The 15,717-nt window shown below is 57.8% G+C and carries 17 protein-coding genes; 10 read left to right on the forward strand and 7 right to left on the reverse strand.

Annotation, left to right across the window (positions count from 1 at the left end):
* Window positions 1-338: 338 nt before the first annotated feature.
* Window positions 339-1,910 carry a chromosomal replication initiator protein DnaA gene (dnaA, locus tag ACFP6B_RS04450; RefSeq protein WP_377127456.1) on the reverse strand — a complete coding sequence of 524 codons (1,572 nt, stop codon included), beginning with the start codon at window positions 1,908-1,910 and terminating at the stop codon, window positions 339-341.
* Window positions 1,911-2,406: 496 nt separating this feature from the next.
* Here dnaA and rpmH point away from each other — a divergent pair, with 496 nt between their 5' ends.
* The 6 genes from rpmH (at window position 2,407) to rsmG (ending at window position 5,646) form a co-directional block, all read left to right on the forward strand.
* A complete protein-coding gene (rpmH, locus tag ACFP6B_RS04455; RefSeq protein WP_083091541.1) occupies window positions 2,407-2,544 on the forward strand; it encodes a 50S ribosomal protein L34 in 138 nt (45 codons plus the stop codon).
* A 95-nt stretch (window positions 2,545-2,639) separates the two neighbouring features.
* A complete protein-coding gene (rnpA, locus tag ACFP6B_RS04460) occupies window positions 2,640-3,002 on the forward strand; it encodes a ribonuclease P protein component (protein ID WP_377127337.1) in 363 nt (120 codons plus the stop codon).
* Between the two features lie 3 nt (window positions 3,003-3,005).
* Window positions 3,006-3,410 (forward strand): membrane protein insertion efficiency factor YidD, encoded by a 405-nt coding sequence (gene yidD / locus ACFP6B_RS04465; protein WP_377127340.1) that lies wholly within the window; start codon window positions 3,006-3,008, stop codon window positions 3,408-3,410.
* Window positions 3,411-3,468: 58 nt separating this feature from the next.
* Window positions 3,469-4,440 carry a membrane protein insertase YidC gene (gene yidC, locus ACFP6B_RS04470; protein ID WP_377127343.1) on the forward strand — a complete coding sequence of 324 codons (972 nt, stop codon included), beginning with the start codon at window positions 3,469-3,471 and terminating at the stop codon, window positions 4,438-4,440.
* Between the two features lie 21 nt (window positions 4,441-4,461).
* Window positions 4,462-4,992, forward strand: a complete 531-nt coding sequence (locus ACFP6B_RS04475) for a Jag family protein (protein ID WP_377127346.1) — start codon at window positions 4,462-4,464, stop codon at window positions 4,990-4,992.
* Between the two features lie 3 nt (window positions 4,993-4,995).
* Window positions 4,996-5,646, forward strand: a complete 651-nt coding sequence (rsmG, locus tag ACFP6B_RS04480) for a 16S rRNA (guanine(527)-N(7))-methyltransferase RsmG (protein ID WP_377127349.1) — start codon at window positions 4,996-4,998, stop codon at window positions 5,644-5,646.
* Between the two features lie 65 nt (window positions 5,647-5,711).
* Here rsmG and ACFP6B_RS04485 read toward each other — a convergent pair whose 3' ends face one another.
* Window positions 5,712-6,233 (reverse strand): GNAT family N-acetyltransferase, encoded by a 522-nt coding sequence (locus tag ACFP6B_RS04485; RefSeq protein WP_377127352.1) that lies wholly within the window; start codon window positions 6,231-6,233, stop codon window positions 5,712-5,714.
* Between the two features lie 353 nt (window positions 6,234-6,586).
* Here ACFP6B_RS04485 and ACFP6B_RS04490 point away from each other — a divergent pair, with 353 nt between their 5' ends.
* From ACFP6B_RS04490 to ACFP6B_RS04505, 4 genes are all read left to right on the forward strand, one after another.
* Entirely contained in the window at window positions 6,587-7,405 is an 819-nt protein-coding gene (locus tag ACFP6B_RS04490) for a ParA family protein (RefSeq protein WP_377127459.1), read from the forward strand.
* A gap of 200 nt (window positions 7,406-7,605) precedes the next feature.
* Window positions 7,606-8,715, forward strand: coding sequence for a ParB/RepB/Spo0J family partition protein (locus ACFP6B_RS04495; RefSeq protein ID WP_377127355.1), 1,110 nt, complete (start codon window positions 7,606-7,608; stop codon window positions 8,713-8,715).
* Window positions 8,716-9,471: 756 nt separating this feature from the next.
* The gene (locus ACFP6B_RS04500) at window positions 9,472-9,798 is read left to right on the forward strand and encodes a hypothetical protein (RefSeq protein ID WP_377127358.1); all 327 of its coding nucleotides are present in this window, start codon (window positions 9,472-9,474) and stop codon (window positions 9,796-9,798) included.
* Window positions 9,799-9,903: 105 nt separating this feature from the next.
* A complete protein-coding gene (locus ACFP6B_RS04505; protein ID WP_377127361.1) occupies window positions 9,904-10,197 on the forward strand; it encodes a hypothetical protein in 294 nt (97 codons plus the stop codon).
* 470 nt (window positions 10,198-10,667) lie between these two features.
* Here ACFP6B_RS04505 and trxA read toward each other — a convergent pair whose 3' ends face one another.
* The 5 genes from trxA to ACFP6B_RS04530 all read right to left on the reverse strand — a co-directional run bounded on the left by trxA (window position 10,668) and on the right by ACFP6B_RS04530 (window position 15,675).
* Window positions 10,668-10,988 (reverse strand): thioredoxin, encoded by a 321-nt coding sequence (trxA, locus tag ACFP6B_RS04510; RefSeq protein ID WP_185173759.1) that lies wholly within the window; start codon window positions 10,986-10,988, stop codon window positions 10,668-10,670.
* 35 nt (window positions 10,989-11,023) lie between these two features.
* Entirely contained in the window at window positions 11,024-12,058 is a 1,035-nt protein-coding gene (gene trxB, locus ACFP6B_RS04515; RefSeq protein ID WP_377127365.1) for a thioredoxin-disulfide reductase, read from the reverse strand.
* A 94-nt stretch (window positions 12,059-12,152) separates the two neighbouring features.
* Window positions 12,153-13,415, reverse strand: coding sequence for a serine/threonine protein kinase (locus tag ACFP6B_RS04520; RefSeq protein ID WP_377127368.1), 1,263 nt, complete (start codon window positions 13,413-13,415; stop codon window positions 12,153-12,155).
* 49 nt (window positions 13,416-13,464) lie between these two features.
* Window positions 13,465-15,147: a murein biosynthesis integral membrane protein MurJ gene (gene murJ, locus ACFP6B_RS04525; protein ID WP_377127371.1), complete on the reverse strand. Its 1,683-nt coding sequence runs from the start codon at window positions 15,145-15,147 to the stop codon at window positions 13,465-13,467.
* A gap of 24 nt (window positions 15,148-15,171) precedes the next feature.
* The gene (locus ACFP6B_RS04530; protein WP_377127374.1) at window positions 15,172-15,675 is read right to left on the reverse strand and encodes an NUDIX domain-containing protein; all 504 of its coding nucleotides are present in this window, start codon (window positions 15,673-15,675) and stop codon (window positions 15,172-15,174) included.
* Between the last annotated feature and the right edge of the window lie 42 nt (window positions 15,676-15,717).

Consider the following 15,717-nt stretch of genomic DNA (forward strand, 5'->3'; position numbering starts at 1 on the left):
AACCAAAGAGCCCTCACGAAAATCTGTAATTACAAGAGCCCAACCCCGCCCGGCAGCACGAGCACAGATTTTTTGTTATTTGACGTTTTTTCTTTAAGAATCGTAGTGTTAATAACCCTTGTGAAAACTGTGGAAAACCCCGTTTGAGCCCGGAATCTCAACCAAGTGCTTGTGGGGTGCCTGTGCAGAAAACCCGCCTCCACTGTGAATGAATAGTGGATGGATATTTATGCAATCATCGAACTGCACAGGCTTTGCATATTCATGCACTTAACATCCACATTAAAACCCCTTAAGTCTCAAAGTTATCCACAGCCCTATGACTAGGCCTTTTAGGGTTAGGATGCGTCGCGAGACCCCTGCTTAATACGGTTGGTAAGCTCTGTGACCTGGTTAAAGATAGGTCGACGCTCCGCCATGAGGTTACGAATCTTGCGATCTGCGTACATCACGGTGGTATGGTCACGGTCGCCCAGCTCCTGCCCGATACGGGGCAGCGACATATCGGTGAGCTCTCGCAAGAGATACATGGCAATCTGACGCGCGTTCACCAGAGTACGGCTACGGGACTTCGACCGCAGATCATCAATCGTCACGTCAAAGTACTCTGCCGTCGCCTGCAACACCTGCGATGCCGTAATCTCCTGGGCACCGTCGTCCAGCAACAGATCCTTGAGCACCTGCTCCGCCAGCTGCATGTCCACCGGCTGCCCCTGCAAGGAGGCAAAAGCGGTCACACGAATCAGTGCGCCCTCCAGCTCACGAATGTTGGTGGAGATGTGCGAGGCAATATATTCCATCACGTCATCGGGCACATCAAGACCCTCGTTCTGGGCCTTCTTACTCAGAATCGCGATACGGGTTTCGAGCTCCGGCGGCTGAACATCGGTAATCAAGCCCCACTCAAAGCGCGAGCGCATACGCTCTGCAAAACCGGTCAGCTGCTTGGGCGGTAGGTCAGAGGTAATGACCACCTGCTTCTGGTGATTGTGCAGGGCGTTGAAGGTATGGAAGAACTCTTCCTGGGTGCTATCTTTCCCAGCCAAGAACTGAATATCGTCGATCAGGAGCATGTCGACATTGCGGTAAATCTGCTTAAAGGTAATACCGTTGTTGTCGCGAATGGAGTTGATGAAGTCGTTGGTGAACTCCTCAGAGTTCACATAGCGCACCCGCAAACCGGGGTAGAGGCTCTTGGCATAGTGGCCGATGGCGTGCAGCAGGTGGGTTTTGCCCAGACCCGAGCCGCCATAGATAAAGAGGGGGTTGTAGGCAGACGCCGGGGTTTCGGACACCGCGAAGGCAGCCGCATGGGCAAAACGGTTGGACTGGCCAATCACAAAGCTATCGAAGGTGTACTTGGGGTTCAGGCGCGCGGTGGAGTCCCAGGTCTTTACATCCCCCGGCTCTGCGGGGGTCTCGACCAGCTCGCCTGCCTCAACAGGCTCTTCAAGGGGCTCTACCTCGTGGTTGACCTGGGCAAACTCGGGAGCCACCGGGGCCTGCCCAAAGGCGGGGGCGGCGTCCGGACGCTGGTGGGCAGCGTCGTCAAAACCGGCACGGGAAGCCTGCTCCCGCTCAGCGGGCGCAGGGAAAGACGGAGCAGCAGGACGCTCGGTTGCAGGCAGCGCCACCTTCTCGGGAGAATTCTCGAGGCTGGTATCAATAATGAAAGCCTCGGTCACCCCCTGGCCAAAGGTCGCGGTAATAGCCTCCTGCAGGGTCTCCTTCAGCTCGTGCTGAAAAATATCGCGGGTAAACTCGCTCGGCACCGCAATCAGCAGCACATTGCCCATAAAAGCGTGAGGCTGAGCTAGGCCAATATGCGCGCGGTGACGCTGAGCCACCGAGGTATCTGCCCGCAACAGGGTTACCAGGTGCATCCACTTCTTCTGAAGCTCCGGGTCCATATAATCGCCCACTGGCTCTCCTTTAATCTCAGGTCACGCAAAAAACTTACCCACAGCTTAGCCGCAGGGCCCACCGATTTATCACCATGTTATCCACAGGGTGGAAAACTTGTGATTTAACGAGGGGAGTACCTGTTTACAGTATGTGATTAAACCGCGCACCGCTAGCTCAAAGCCGCAGTTTTTGTAACTTACAACTTTCCCCGGTGTGCCTGTGGATAACTCTCGCTAGGGCGAGCGCGCTCGCAAGCTATCCACAGGTGTGGGCAAACTCTCCCACCTACCTGTGATTAAAGACCTACCCCTAGCGGGCTTGACCTTATATCGCAACCTCTTCTAGAGTTGTTTAGTCAAAGTGTGCTAGGACTATGCCTATATCTAAGGCCTGATATCCGCCCCTTACGCGGCGGAGCTAACACACAAGCAAGAAGCGTCAACCTGTTCGAAGAACTGTTGAAAGGTTGGCCCCCGTACCAACCATTTTTGGAGTAACCAAATGAGCAAGCGGACTTTCCAGCCGAATAACCGCCGCCGCGCCAAGAAGCACGGCTTCCGTCTTCGCATGCGCACCCGTGCAGGCCGCGCCATCCTCGCGAACCGTCGTTCAAAGGGCCGCGCAAGCCTCTCAGCATAAGGCTTCACATCTCCTCGCCTCGGCCTAGCCCCTTGTGTAGGCCAGCGTGACCACGCAGCCCGCCGAGAGACGACCGAAAAGACAAAGGAGACTACGTGCTGGCACAACAGCACCGGATGCGAGCTTCGGCTCAATTCTCAGCAACTACACGTTCCGGCGCCCGCTCAGGGCGTCGGAACTTAGTTCTATATACAGCCAAAACAGGCGAAGAACCAACCATCATCGGTTTCATCGTCTCCAAGGCCGTCGGTAACGCCGTTACCCGCAATAAAACCAAGCGACGCCTCCGCGACATCATCGCTCCCTTCGTCGCCGAAAACCCCACCGGCTACCGGGTGGTTGTGCGCGCCCTGCCGCCGGCAGCGTCCGCCACCTACACCGACCTCGAAACAGACCTGACCAGCGCGCTGGCCACCACCCTCAAAAAACTCGGTGCCACCGCCCGAGAGGAGCTCTAACCTATGAGCACCTCCCACCAGCACCCCGCCGGGGCGCCCACGGACGAAGACGTCCTGCTCGATAACGCCCCCCACGAGTTCGTCATCCCCACCACCATCGTTCAGGCAGCTATCACCCTGCCCCAGAACGTCCTCATCGCTTTCATCAAGGTCTACCGCGCCATCGTCTCGCCGCTCTACGGCAACGTCTGCCGGTACTATCCGAGCTGCTCAGCCTACGGGCTCGAAGCACTCACCACCCACGGCGCCATACGCGGCCTCTCACTAACCGTCCGCCGCCTACTGCGCTGCCACCCCTGGGCCACCGGAGGCCTCGACCCGGTTCCATCCGGGCGGCGCACCTTCGCCCCCGGCACCGAACCCAAAATAATACTTCTAAACCACCCGCACCAGCACCTGAACCACTAACAGGTACTGGCTGCAGTCCACCACAACCGGCTCACACACCCGAGCCAGGGAGAGAACTATGTTCGACATCATTCTCTGGCCCTTCAAATGGATCGTCTCGGCGATTCTCTGGGCATTCCACGAACTCTTCACCGCCATCGGTATGGACCCCGCGTCCGGCGTCACCTGGGTACTGGCCATCATCGGCCTGACCCTGGTCATGCGAACCCTCACCATCCCGCTCTTCATGAAGCAGATCAAGGCCATGCGCGGCATGCAGGAACTGCAGCCCGAACTGGCCAAGCTCCAGGCTAAGTACAAGGGCAAGACCGACCAGCTCTCCCGCCAGGCCATGGCCCAGGAGCAGATGGAACTCTACCGCAAGACCGGCTCCAACCCGCTGGCCTCCTGCATGCCTATCCTGGTGCAGATGCCCATCTTCTTCGGCCTCTTCCAGGTGCTCAACGGCGTACCCACCGCAGCGGCTAACAACACCGGCATTCTGGTGCTCGACAACGCCAAGATTGAGCAGTTCAACGACGCCTACATCTTCGGCGCCCCCCTCTTCTCCACCATGATGCGCCCCGGCGACGGTAACCACGCAGCGACCATCATCATCGCCGCCATCATGGTCGTGCTCATGAGCGCCACCCAGTTCTACATCACCAAACAGCTCTCGGCGAAGAACATGTCGGATGCCGCCAAGCAGTCCTCCATATACCGCCAGCAGCAGATTATGCTCTACGTGCTGCCCCTGGTCTTCGCTATCTCGGGTATCAACTTCCCCCTGGGTGTGCTCGTCTACTGGACCGTCTCCAACTTCTGGTCACTGGGCCAGCAGTACTGGGTCATCAAGAACAACCCCACCCCCGGTTCTCAGGCCGAGCGCGAGCTCAACGAGCGCCGCGCCGCCAAGGGGCTGCCCCCCGTTGGTAAGACCAAGGAAGAGCACGAAGCTGAGCTCGAAGCCCAGCGTGAGCGTGCCAACCGCGGCCAGCGTGCCCAGCCTATGAGCAAGAAGCGCCAAAAGCAGCAGAACAAGAAGAAATAGCGGCAGCTACAGGAGGAACCCATGACTGAAGCCTACGAAGAAACCGCCGCAGACAGCGTCCTTGAAGACGCCGTAGAGCAGGGCTTTGAGGACGAAGGCGACATCGCCGCCGACTACCTCGAAGAACTTCTCGACATCGCAGATATCGACGGCGACATCGACATCGAGGTGCGCAACGGCCGCACCTACCTCTCGGTCGTTACCGAGGACGGCAACAACACCGAGCTCACCGCCCTCGTGGGCGAGGACGGCGAAGTGCTGGACGCCCTGCAGGAGCTCGTGCGCCTCTCGGTGCTCGCTGCCACCGGCCAGCGCACCCGCCTGATTCTGGACATCGCTGAGCACCGTGCCGGCCGCCAGAAGGCCCTCGTTGACATGGCAGAGACCGCCATTGCCCGCGTCAAAGAAACCGGCGACGAGGTACACCTGGAGCCCCTGGGCTCCTACGAGCGTAAGCTCGTGCACGACATCGTGGCAGCCCACGGCCTCCACTCCGAGTCAGAAGGCGCTGGCCCCGACCGCCATATCGTCATCATGCCGGCGGAGGACTAAACCATGAGCGAAGAAACCACCGACCTTCCCGAGCTGGCAGGCCCCACCCTGGTGGCTGCCGACCAGATCTTCGGCGACCGCCTGCCTCTGGCTGAGCGCTACGTTGAGCACCTGGCTACCAGCGGTATCGAACGCGGCCTCATTGGCCCCCGTGAGGTGCCCCGCCTCTGGGAGCGCCACGTACTCAACTGCGCCGTCGTTGAAGAATTCATCGAGGACGGCGCTCGCGTGGCTGACGTGGGCTCCGGTGCGGGCCTGCCCGGCCTCTGCCTGGCTATTGCCCGCCCCGACCTGCAGCTGACCCTCATTGAGCCCCTGGAGCGCCGCGTCATCTGGCTAACCGAGGTTGTGGACGACCTCGGGCTGGATAACGTCGAAATCCTCCGCTCGCGCGCCGAGCAGGCCGTGGGGCAGGTCGAGGCTGACTACGTGACCGCCCGTGCCGTCTCAGCCCTCGTTGGCCTGCTGGACATCACCCTGCCGATTCTGCGCGGCACTGGCCAGCTGCTAGCCCTCAAGGGTCGCAGCGCGGCGGACGAGATTACCAAGGCTCAGAAGAAGCTCAACAAGTACGGCGCTCGCGAGACCGAAATTTTGGTTGCCGGTGAGACCCTGCTCGAAGAGCCCACCACCGTGGTGCGAGTTAGCCTCTAGGCTTTAGACCAGGACGGCACAGCCCGGCTTCCCTGTACAGGGAAGCCGGGCTTTTTGTTTGGGACCTATCGGGGGTCTCTTCTGAAAATGAACTCGTAGTCTTGAGTAGAGCCAACCGTGAAGTAGTAGTCACCAACGCGCGCAAAGCCGTAGCGCTGGTAGAGGCGCTGGGCGCCGTAGTTTTCAGACCAGACCCCCAGCCAGAGGGAGCGGTGGGGGTACTCGCCCTCCAGCCACTCCAGGGCTGTCTCTAGCAGTCTAGCGCCCAGCCCTGAGCCCTGCTGATCCGCTAAGACGTAGAGGCGTTTGAGTTCACCGTCCTGGTCGCTGCAATCAGGGTGGGGCAGGCCAGCAGGGCCTGCCATGACGTAGCCCAGTGGGGTGCCGGCGTCCGTATCTTCTGCCAGCCAGATAGCGGTACGGGGGTCTGTGAGATAAGCGAGGTAGTTTTCGGCGGTGTAGGTGGTGGAGAGGTAGTGCTCTAGGTCTTCGGGTGGGTAGTAGTTGAAGGTCTGCGCATATGTGGTGGCAGACAGGGCTGCTAGGGTCTGGGCGTCGTGGGGGAGGGCTCTGCGAATGGTGATCATGGTCAGTGATTATAGGGGTGTGCAAAGTGTTTCACGTGAAACACGGGTTTTTATCTGTAAAACAACTTGATGATGGTGTTTATTTTTCGATGTTTCGAGAGGTGAGGGAGAGCGGGTAACCTTAGATAAGCGAGACCACCACACCTACCGAGGGAGCATAGCCGGTGTCTACCATTTCCAATATCCCCGATTTTGGGCTGCCACCTGAACCCCAGGACGCCCTGGCCAAACCTGACCGAGGCTCACATGTTTCACGTGAAACACGCGAAAAGTTGGAGCGCACTGATGCCGCGGCCGCTCAGAATAACCCCATCACCCAGCAGGCTCGCTCAGCCAAGCAGCAGTTCGAAGAGCTGTCCAGTGAAACCCTCAGCCGCCCCCGAGAAACCCGCATCTTCACCATCTCTAACCAGAAGGGCGGGGTGGGTAAAACATCAACCACAGTGAACCTTGCCGCGGCGCTCGCCCTCAAGGGCATGAACGTGCTGGTCATTGACAACGACCCCCAGGGTAATGCCTCGACCGCATTGGGCATAGAACACGGGGTGGAGGTTTCCTCTACCTACGATGTGCTGATTGACGACAAGCCCCTGGCAGATATTGTGCAGCCCTGCCCCGATATCGAAAACCTCTGGTGCGCTCCAGCCAATATCGATCTTGCGGGAGCCGAGATCGAACTGGTTTCTATGGTGGCTCGAGAGACCCGTTTGAAGACCGCTGTCTCTGATTATGCTGCCGCGCGAGAAGCTGCCGGACTGCCGCGTCTGGACTACATCTTTATCGACTGCCTGCCCTCCCTGGGGCTGCTCACCATCAATGCCTTCTGTGCTGCCCGGGAGGTGCTCATTCCCATTCAGTGTGAATACTACGCCCTAGAGGGTCTGAGCCAGCTGCTCAAAAATATCGGCATGATTCAAAAACACCTCAACTCTGAGCTGCACATCAGCACTATCTTGCTCACCATGTACGACGGCCGCACCAACCTCTCATCCCAGGTGGCTGACGAAGTACGTGAACATTTCCCTGAGCAGGTGCTTGAAACCGCTATCCCCCGCTCTGTGCGCATCTCTGAAGCTCCCAGCTACCAGCAAACAGTGATGAGCTATGACCCCGCGTCACCCGGTGCTGTGGCCTACCTGAAGGCTGCTATGGAGATGGCAAAAAGAGCGTAAACACCTTTTCTACGATGTTTTAATAAATATCTAAAGAAAGGCAAGGCAGGGTCGGCAGCGAGCGTGAGCCTGCGTAGCCTTTCGAAAAAGCTCAGTAAGAATGACGGCGCCTTGTGTTTGAACAGGGCGCCGTTGGTCTATACGGGGGAGCTGACTCCACTAGACTTGGGTGAGGAAAACTTTTGAGTACGGAGGTTAACGTGGCAGAGAAGAAACGCGGTCTAGGTCGTGGCTTAGGAGCTCTCATTCCAGAGAGCGCTAAGCCCCCGGTGGAGCAGAAAAACACCGAGTCAGTAGAGAGTGAACAGCTAGATTTGGATCTAGGTGTAGAGGCCCCTGCTCCCGTCCAGAAGAGCGTTTCACGTGAAACATCAAAGAAGAAGCGGGCAGACATGGGAGCTGCCCTTCGCACCGCAACCGGTTCCCGGCGTCCTGTCGATTTCTTCTTTGGCGATGAGACTGCCGCCGCAGGCGATGGTTTGGTACCTGTGCCCGGTGCTGATTTCGCTACCCTCAACGTCACCGATATTCACCCTAACCGTAAGCAGCCCCGTACCGACTTTGACGAGCACGATATGCAGGAGCTGGTGCATTCCATCAAGGAAATCGGCGTACTGCAGCCGATTGTCGTGCGCCCCAGCCGGGAGAGTGGCGCTGAAAAGTACGAGCTTATTATGGGTGAGCGTCGCTGGCGCGCTACCCAGCGCGCGGGCCTGACCACTATTCCGGCAATTATTCGTGAGACCCAGGACGAAGATCTGCTGCGGGACGCCCTGCTAGAGAACCTGCACCGGTCGCAGCTTAATCCCATTGAAGAAGCTGCCGCCTACCAGCAGCTTTTGGAAGAGTTTGGAACCACCCAGGAGCAGCTGGCCCAGCGTATCGGCCGTTCTCGCCCGCAGATTTCAAATACTATCCGCCTGCTGAAGCTGCCTGCCCTGGTTCAGCGTCGGGTTGCTGCCGGTACCATTTCTTCGGGCCATGCCCGTGCCCTGCTGGGGTTGAAAAAGGCCGCTGATATTGAGACTCTAGCCCAGAAAATCGTCAATGAGGGTCTGTCTGTGCGTGCCGTTGAAGAGCTCGTAGCTGCAGGATCTTCGGCTGAGCCCGAACGAACCAAGAAGGGTGCCAAGGTTCAGGATCACTCTGAACGACTGGACTATCTGGCAGATGCCCTCGCAGACAAGCTGGATACCAACGTCAAAATTAATCTGGGAGCCCGTAAGGGCAAGATGACCATTGAGTTCGCCTCGGTGGATGACCTCAACCGAATTCTTGACATCATTGATCCCAAGCTCAAGAAAAAATAGGGGAGCGGTCAGCCTGAGCTGGCTGGCCTGCCCGTGAGGCCTGGAAGCGGTACCTGTTCGAAGCGCAGGTACCGCTTCTTTATGTTTCACGTGAAACATGACGTATATGGGTGCCCCTGAGCGGAAATCTAGGTTTTTTGGGCTTGTGGGGAGGTGAAAAAGCGCTGTACGGCCGCCTGAGGGCCTTAAAGAGGGTGTAACTTACTTGGATGCCGGTTAAGTCGCATTAGGCGCTGAGAGTGGCTTCTAGAGCTCCAATTTTTTGCGGTAGGGACCAAAATTCTCCCGATTTCCTTGATGTGTACGCATACAAGCGGGGCCAATCTGGTCCCTTCTCGTGGGGAGACTCTGATTTCTCTAACTCGCAGTAAATATTGAGGCTTATTCATAAGGGGTTCCACAGGCTCGCACCTTCTCAAGCTCAGGTGATTCCGTTCGCTCTTGAGTGCTGACGCACCCGCTTCACTTCATCTGCCGACCCTCTCGCATGGTTCGCTAGCTGGCTCGCAAGCTCGCCAGATTCGCACCGAGATTTATTTTCCTCGCGCGCTCGGAATCTCGGTGCTCATCACTAGCGATTCACGCCCCGCCTAACGGCGGATTCCGTTCGCTCATGTGTGCTGCCGCACCCGCTCACTTCATCCGAGCCAGCAGCTTCGCTGCGAGCCTGCTCCACCTGCCCTAATGAATAAGCCTCATTGTGTGAGGTTTGGGTGAGGGGCTGTTCTATACTGGGGATATCACGAGGAGGTGATAATGGTGAATTTTTTCTATGAATTTATTTCCTGGTTTGGTGTTTTCATTATTTATGGTTTGATGTTCCTTGCCTTTATTGTCATTGTGCGTCGTGTGATTATTAAAGAAAATCCTAAAGCTGGAAAATCTAAAAATAAACCTGCCGCTAGTAAGGGTGATATATCATCCGGTAGTAAATCGACGTTGGGTGATAGTTTAGCCCAGCCTATGGAATTATATGGTTCTTCTTTTGCTCCCGGGCGGTCGGCCAGATTTGAAGCGCCCCAGAAAAGCGGCAGGGATAGCTCGTCAATTCATGACCCTGGCAAAGACCCTCTAGAATCTTAAAAGCACCTCTCCAGGGTTGAATTATTGTAAATTCTGAGATTTTTGCCGTTTCACGTGAAACATTACCCGATTTTTAAGGCACCCTTTGCTGAATATATATCGTGTGTGGAGGTTGATGATATGTCTAAAAAATTATTTTTTATAGCCCTCTCCCTGTGGGTGTTCGTTGCATTTATTGAAGTATTTGTATTTTCTCGTATGTTTACTTCGTGCCCAACAAATCTAGATTCAATCTATGGAGATGCCGGAGTTTCTCTTATTCCGCTGGGATATACCTGCACTTGGGATTCTTTTCCCCAGGGTGTAGTGGTGAAAAGTTACCCGCCTCTATCGACCCTGTTGACACCGTTGGTGCTTTTATTATGGGGATTTAGTCTTCTTGAAAAGAAAAAGAAGTGAGATTCTTGTAAACGAAGGGATTAATGTTTCAAAATATCTGTTGCGTGCATGCACCATCTGTTGCACGTATGCAACAGATGTTTTAGGTGGGGCATGTGGATATACCTGAACTCATCCGTGAAGTAGCCAAACAGTCTACCCCACCCTGCCAGAAAACCTGCCTCAAACTCGTCCTGAAGTAGCCCAGTGGTTAGCTCGCTATGAACGGTGGGGAACTACACCTACCACCCCAGAAGATCCCCTCCGCGCCGCATACGTTGGGGCAACGACGAGGAGCAAATTTTTGCCTACTTTTGCTCTGCAGTGCAATCTTAGTTCTATTTTGATGGAAACAGCGGTCAATCTGCTGAGTTTCACGTGGAACATTCCGGCCCTCTTCTGCTGTCTCTGGCAGCCTTCTGCGGCCACAAACAAGCCCCTCAGCAGGAAGCTGAAGGGCTTGTCAGGGGTGTCTAGAGAAGCAGCAAAGCCTACTTGAGGAACTCCGCAAACTCCTGCTCCAGGGCAGCCTTGGGCTTAGCGCCGACGGTCTGCTTGGCAACCTCGCCGTCCTTGAAAACGTAGATGGCGGGGATAGAAGTGATGCCGTACTTCATTGCGGTGGCGGGGTTGTTCTCAACATCGAGCTTGAGCACCTTGACCTTATCGCCGTACTCTTCACCGAGCTGGTCGATGATGGGGCCGACCATGCGGCAGGGGCCGCACCATTCAGCCCAGAAATCGACGATGACGGGCTTATCTGACTTCAGAACCTCGTCAGCAAAAGTAGCGTCAGTAACCTGCTGTGCCATGATAAATAACCTTTCGTAGAGGGGCTAGGGGAGGCCTAGAGAGCCTCAAGATAGTGCTGGGCATCCAGGGCCGCAACGCAGCCTGAACCGGCTGCGGTGATGGCCTGGCGGTAGGTGGGGTCGATGACGTCACCCGCGGCAAAGACACCGGGAATAGAGGTGCGTGAAGAGCGGCCCTCTACGGCGATGGTGCCGGCCTCGGTCAGCTCCAGCTGGCCCTGCACCAGGGAGGTGCGGGGGTCTGAGCCGATAGCAACGAAGACGCCCTCAACATCCAGGGTGGTTTCCTCACCGGTCTTTACATTCGACAGGGTCAGGCCAGAAACCTTCTCGTCGCCGTCAATGGTCTTGACAACCGAATCCCAGATAACCTCAATCTTCTCGTGGGCCAGGGCGCGCTGGGCCATGATCTCAGAAGCGCGGAAAGAATCGCGGCGGTGGACCAGGTAGACCTTAGACGCAAAAGCGGTCAGGAACAGGGCTTCTTCGAGGGCGGAGTCGCCGCCACCGATAACAGCCAGTGCCTTCTCCTTGAAGAAGAAACCGTCGCAGGTAGCGCACCAGGAGACGCCGTGGCCGGAGAGCCGGGATTCGCCGTCCACACCCAGCTTGCGGTACTCAGAACCGGTGGAAATAATGACGGTCTTCGCCAGGTGAACTGACCCGTCGGTCAGAATAACCTTCTTAACGTCACCCTCGAGCTCAACCTCGGCGACGTCCTCATAACGAATATCTGCGCCGAAACGCTCTGCCTGGGCGCCGATGTTGGTCATCAGCTCGGGGCCCTGAATGCCGTTGATGAAGCCGGGGAAGTTCTCAACCTCGGTGGTGGTCATCAGGTCGCCGCCGGGGGAGATGGATGAGGCAAAGAGGACGGGCTTGAGGTTGGCGCGGGCGGTGTAGATAGCGGCAGTGTAGCCGGAGGGGCCTGAGCCAACAATGATGACGTTGTGAACGGTCTGGTCGTCGTTCTGGGCGGTGGCGTCGGGGGCGGTAGTGGTGGCTGAGCCTGCCAGGTTGAGGCCGGCAGCGGCGCCGCCGAAGAGGCCGCCGAGTGCGTTGTCGGTCATTGTTCTCCTTGGTGTTGATTTGGTGCGCTATGGGTATGGAACGGCGGGTGGGTGGGGTTTATTCCCAACCCACCCGCCGGCGGTAGATGTGCTGTTACTTGACGGAAATTTCTGCCAGTCGCAGGCCGTAGACGTAGCCCGGTACGATGGGCTGGCTTAGCTGCGGTGCGCTGGTGAACTGGACGATGATGTATTCGGTTTTGCCGTCCTGGGCGTCCTTGTTGAGCTGGACGGTGGTGTCGCCGGTGGCTGCGAAGCTACCGGAGCCGATTTCGGTGGCTCCCTCGATGGAGGCTGAGTCGTTGGCGTAGATGGTGAAAGCGCCGCCTACACCCGATACCTGGTTGATGGTGATGCTGTTGACGGTGGTTGCCTCGTCGAGCTTGGCTGAGAGGTAGAAGGAGTCGGTGAGGCCGCCGAAGTTAGCAGAACCGAAAGCTAGGGAGAGCCAGGTGGTAGAGGCGTTACCGTCGGTCAGGTTGCCCAGCAGGGAGTCACTTTCTGCCATGAGGGTGGGAGCGGACGGCACCGTGCGGGTGAAGGTGCCCTCAATCTTGGGGGTGGGCAGGGCAGTTTCACTGGGGGTTGCTGAGGCGGACGCGCTCGCTGAGGCGCTTGCCGAGGCACTGGCTGACGCGGTGGCTACGGCGGTACCGTTAGCGTCGAGTACCTGCTTTGAGGTGTCGGAATCCACCATGTTGCCGAGACTTGCGAAGACGGCTCCTGCGCCGATAACCAGCAACAGGACAGCAGCGATGCCGACTACCCACATGCCACCGTTACCTTCGGTGGATTCTTCGCTCTCGTAGTAGCCCTCTTCTTCGGCGTCGTATTCTTCGAACTCGTCGGCGGGCTCTTCTTCAACGGTGGAGAGATTGCGGGTGGCTGAGATGGAGGTGGCACCCGCTGCCGCTACTGCACCTACCGCGGCGGTGGCGTCCTGACCCTGCCCGGAGGGCTTGCCCTTTGCCACCACGTAGGTGTTGGGGGCAGCCATGGAACCGGTATCACCAAAGATCTCTTCGCCGAACTCTTCGGCAGAGTTGCTCTCGCCCTCGGTCAGTAGTACATCGAGTAGGATGTCGGGGCGGGAATGAGAGGTGACCAGGTAGGTGCGCTCGCTGTGGTTGCCTAAATCGAGTACCTGCACCGCAGAACGGGAAAGTGCGCTTGAGTTGCGGGCGTTGGTGACCAGAAGACGGCTGTGGTCGGGGGCGGCCACAACAATGGAGACCTTGCGGCCGAGGACCGTGTCAAGGCCGTCGAGCACGGCGTCGCCTTTGGCTGTATCAAGCAGGTGTGCGGTGACTTTGTAGCGATCTCCCAGCAGGGTGTTGAGGAGAATCTGCTGTGTCAAGTGGGGCCTCCCGTTGCGAATGGGTGAGTGATTGGTTAGGTTACTGAGTTTACCCTCTGTGGCGGGCAGTGGGGCGACGCATACCAATTTTCGCCATAATCGGGTTAATGAGGGTGTCGATCTCACGTACGCGGAAGAGCATGAGCATGGCGTAGTAGGCCAGGCCCATGACGATTCCGCCGACGAGGACGGTGATGAAGGCGCTGCCACGTGAGGCCCAGGCGAAGCCGTCGAAGGTGTAGCCACCTAGCAGATAGAGGGCGGCGGCACCTGCTAGACCTGCGCCGATGGAGGCAAAGGAGACGCGGGCGTGGGTTGAGACGAGTTCACGCACCCCGTAGTTGCCCAGGCGGCGGGCCAGGACGCGGTGGCTCAGGTAGACCGCCAGGACGTTCTGCAGGGCGTAGGTAAGGGCCAGGCCGTAGATAATGTGCTGGGGTGCTAGGCGGGAGGCGATGAAGCCCATGGCCACGATAACCACAGCCGAGAAGAGCTGGATGTAGAAGGGGGTTTTGGCGTCTTCTTGGGAGTAGAAGACGCGGCCCATCATAAAGGCGATGGTGAGGAAGGGCCCGCCCAGGGCGATAAGGGCAATGGTCTGGCCGATGACTGCCCCTGCCTGCTGGGAGCCGCCACCGAAAATCATGCCGATGGGGCCGGCGAAGACAATGAGGGCTACTGCGCAGAAGATGGTGGCGATGGAGGCAGTGCGCAGACCGGACGAGAGCGCGGTTGCTACCGAGGTATGGTCGTCGTCTTGGGAGGCGGCAGACATGCGGTTGAAGAGCACTGTGGCGATGGAGAGGCCGATGACGCCGTGGGGCAGGGAGTAGAGCATGGAGGAGTAGTTCAGGGCCTGCACACCGGGAATCTGCACGCCCATGGCCAGGAAGTCTTCGCGGGCGCCGACCACACCGGCTGCAACCTTAGCCAGGTAGAGGAAGGCCAGGTTGGAGATCACACCGGTGGCCAGCGTCCACCCCGCCAGGTTAGCTGCGGTGCCCAGGCCGATGCCACGCCAGCCAAAAAGGGGCTTGAGCTTAAGCCCCACCTTACGCAGGGGGATAAAGAGAATGAGGGCCTGCAGGGCTACACCCAGGGTCGCTGAACCTGCCAGTACTAGGGTCTGGGCAGACGTCCAGCTCTCTAGGTTATGGAAGGGCGGGTTGGTGGTGACGTCCTGGGGACCGAAGGCAACGATGAAGACAACCAGGGCGGCAATAGCTACCACATTGTTGAGGACGGGAGCCCACATGTACCAACCGAAGGCACCGCGGGCGTTGAGCACCTGGCCTAGGACCGTGTAGAGGCCGTAGAAGAAAATCTGGGGCAGGCACCAGAGGGCGAAAATCCAGCCCAAATGCTGTTGCTCGGGCGTCCACTTGCTGCCCATCACCGCAATAATGGGCCGGGAGAAGAGCAGGACGACCGCGGTTACTGCCGCGATACCGCTGACCGCCAACGTCACCAGACGCGAGACGTAGCCAGAGCCGCCGTCATCGTGCTTGGCAGCCTTAATGATCTGCGGCACCAGGACGGCGTTAAAAATACCGCCAGCTACCAGCACATAAATCAGGTTGGGCAGGGTGTTAGCGGTTTCAAAAATATCGCCCACGGTAGTGGTGGCACCGAGAGCAACAGTAATCAGGAAGGTTTTGACGAAGCCCAGAACCCTCGAAACGAGCGTACCAGCGGCCATAATTGCGCTGGATAAAGCACCGGAACGTGCCACGGGAATCCTTATCTACTCAGTCAGCTAGGAGAGCTGGTGAATGATGTACTCACGGGCAATCTCAGCGATGCGCCGCTCATTGGGGAAGGAGAGTTTACGCCCCAAATCATCGATGTTGACCCAGGCGACATCAACCGCCTCATGGTCGGGGTCGTTCTCGGTGGTTAGCTGGCCACCGGTTGCAGAGAACAAGAAATGGTGAACCGTCTTGTGCACGCGGTGCCCTGAAACGTTGAACCAGTAGTCAATGGACCCCAGTGAGGTAATCACATCGCCAGAGATGCCGGTTTCTTCTTCAATTTCGCGGGCCGCAGCTGCCGCCTTGGACTCGTCCCCCTCGGGGTGACCCTTGGGCAGACACCATTCCAGACGCCCGCCACGGTTGATGCGGGCGATGATGGCAACGGGCAGGTTGCGGTCGTCAAAGTTGACGATGACGCCGCCTGCAGAGACCTCCTCAACCGTGGGCATGGCAGCAACGGGCGTGAAAGCCCGCTTCTTTGGTGCCCGGGGAATGGGAAAAGTCATGTCTCTACCTTAACCGATAGAGAGGGGTGATGTTTTAAAAGT

This window comes from Rothia nasimurium, assembly GCF_042660305.1.
Taxonomy (GTDB): Bacteria; Actinomycetota; Actinomycetes; order Actinomycetales; family Micrococcaceae; genus Rothia; species Rothia nasimurium.

What these genes read in the sequence shown, in the direction of transcription:
- dnaA (WP_377127456.1), bottom strand. Translation starts at nt 1,910, where the DNA reads ATGGACCCGGAGCTTCAGAAGAAGTGGATGCACCTGGTAACCCTGTTG.
- rpmH (WP_083091541.1), top strand. Translation starts at nt 2,407, where the DNA reads ATGAGCAAGCGGACTTTCCAGCCGAATAACCGCCGCCGCGCCAAGAAG.
- yidD (WP_377127340.1), top strand. Translation starts at nt 3,006, where the DNA reads ATGAGCACCTCCCACCAGCACCCCGCCGGGGCGCCCACGGACGAAGAC.
- yidC (WP_377127343.1), top strand. Translation starts at nt 3,469, where the DNA reads ATGTTCGACATCATTCTCTGGCCCTTCAAATGGATCGTCTCGGCGATT.
- ACFP6B_RS04475 (WP_377127346.1), top strand. Translation starts at nt 4,462, where the DNA reads ATGACTGAAGCCTACGAAGAAACCGCCGCAGACAGCGTCCTTGAAGAC.
- rsmG (WP_377127349.1), top strand. Translation starts at nt 4,996, where the DNA reads ATGAGCGAAGAAACCACCGACCTTCCCGAGCTGGCAGGCCCCACCCTG.
- ACFP6B_RS04485 (WP_377127352.1), bottom strand. Translation starts at nt 6,233, where the DNA reads ATGATCACCATTCGCAGAGCCCTCCCCCACGACGCCCAGACCCTAGCA.
- ACFP6B_RS04500 (WP_377127358.1), top strand. Translation starts at nt 9,472, where the DNA reads ATGGTGAATTTTTTCTATGAATTTATTTCCTGGTTTGGTGTTTTCATT.
- trxA (WP_185173759.1), bottom strand. Translation starts at nt 10,988, where the DNA reads ATGGCACAGCAGGTTACTGACGCTACTTTTGCTGACGAGGTTCTGAAG.
- trxB (WP_377127365.1), bottom strand. Translation starts at nt 12,058, where the DNA reads ATGACCGACAACGCACTCGGCGGCCTCTTCGGCGGCGCCGCTGCCGGC.
- ACFP6B_RS04530 (WP_377127374.1), bottom strand. Translation starts at nt 15,675, where the DNA reads ATGACTTTTCCCATTCCCCGGGCACCAAAGAAGCGGGCTTTCACGCCC.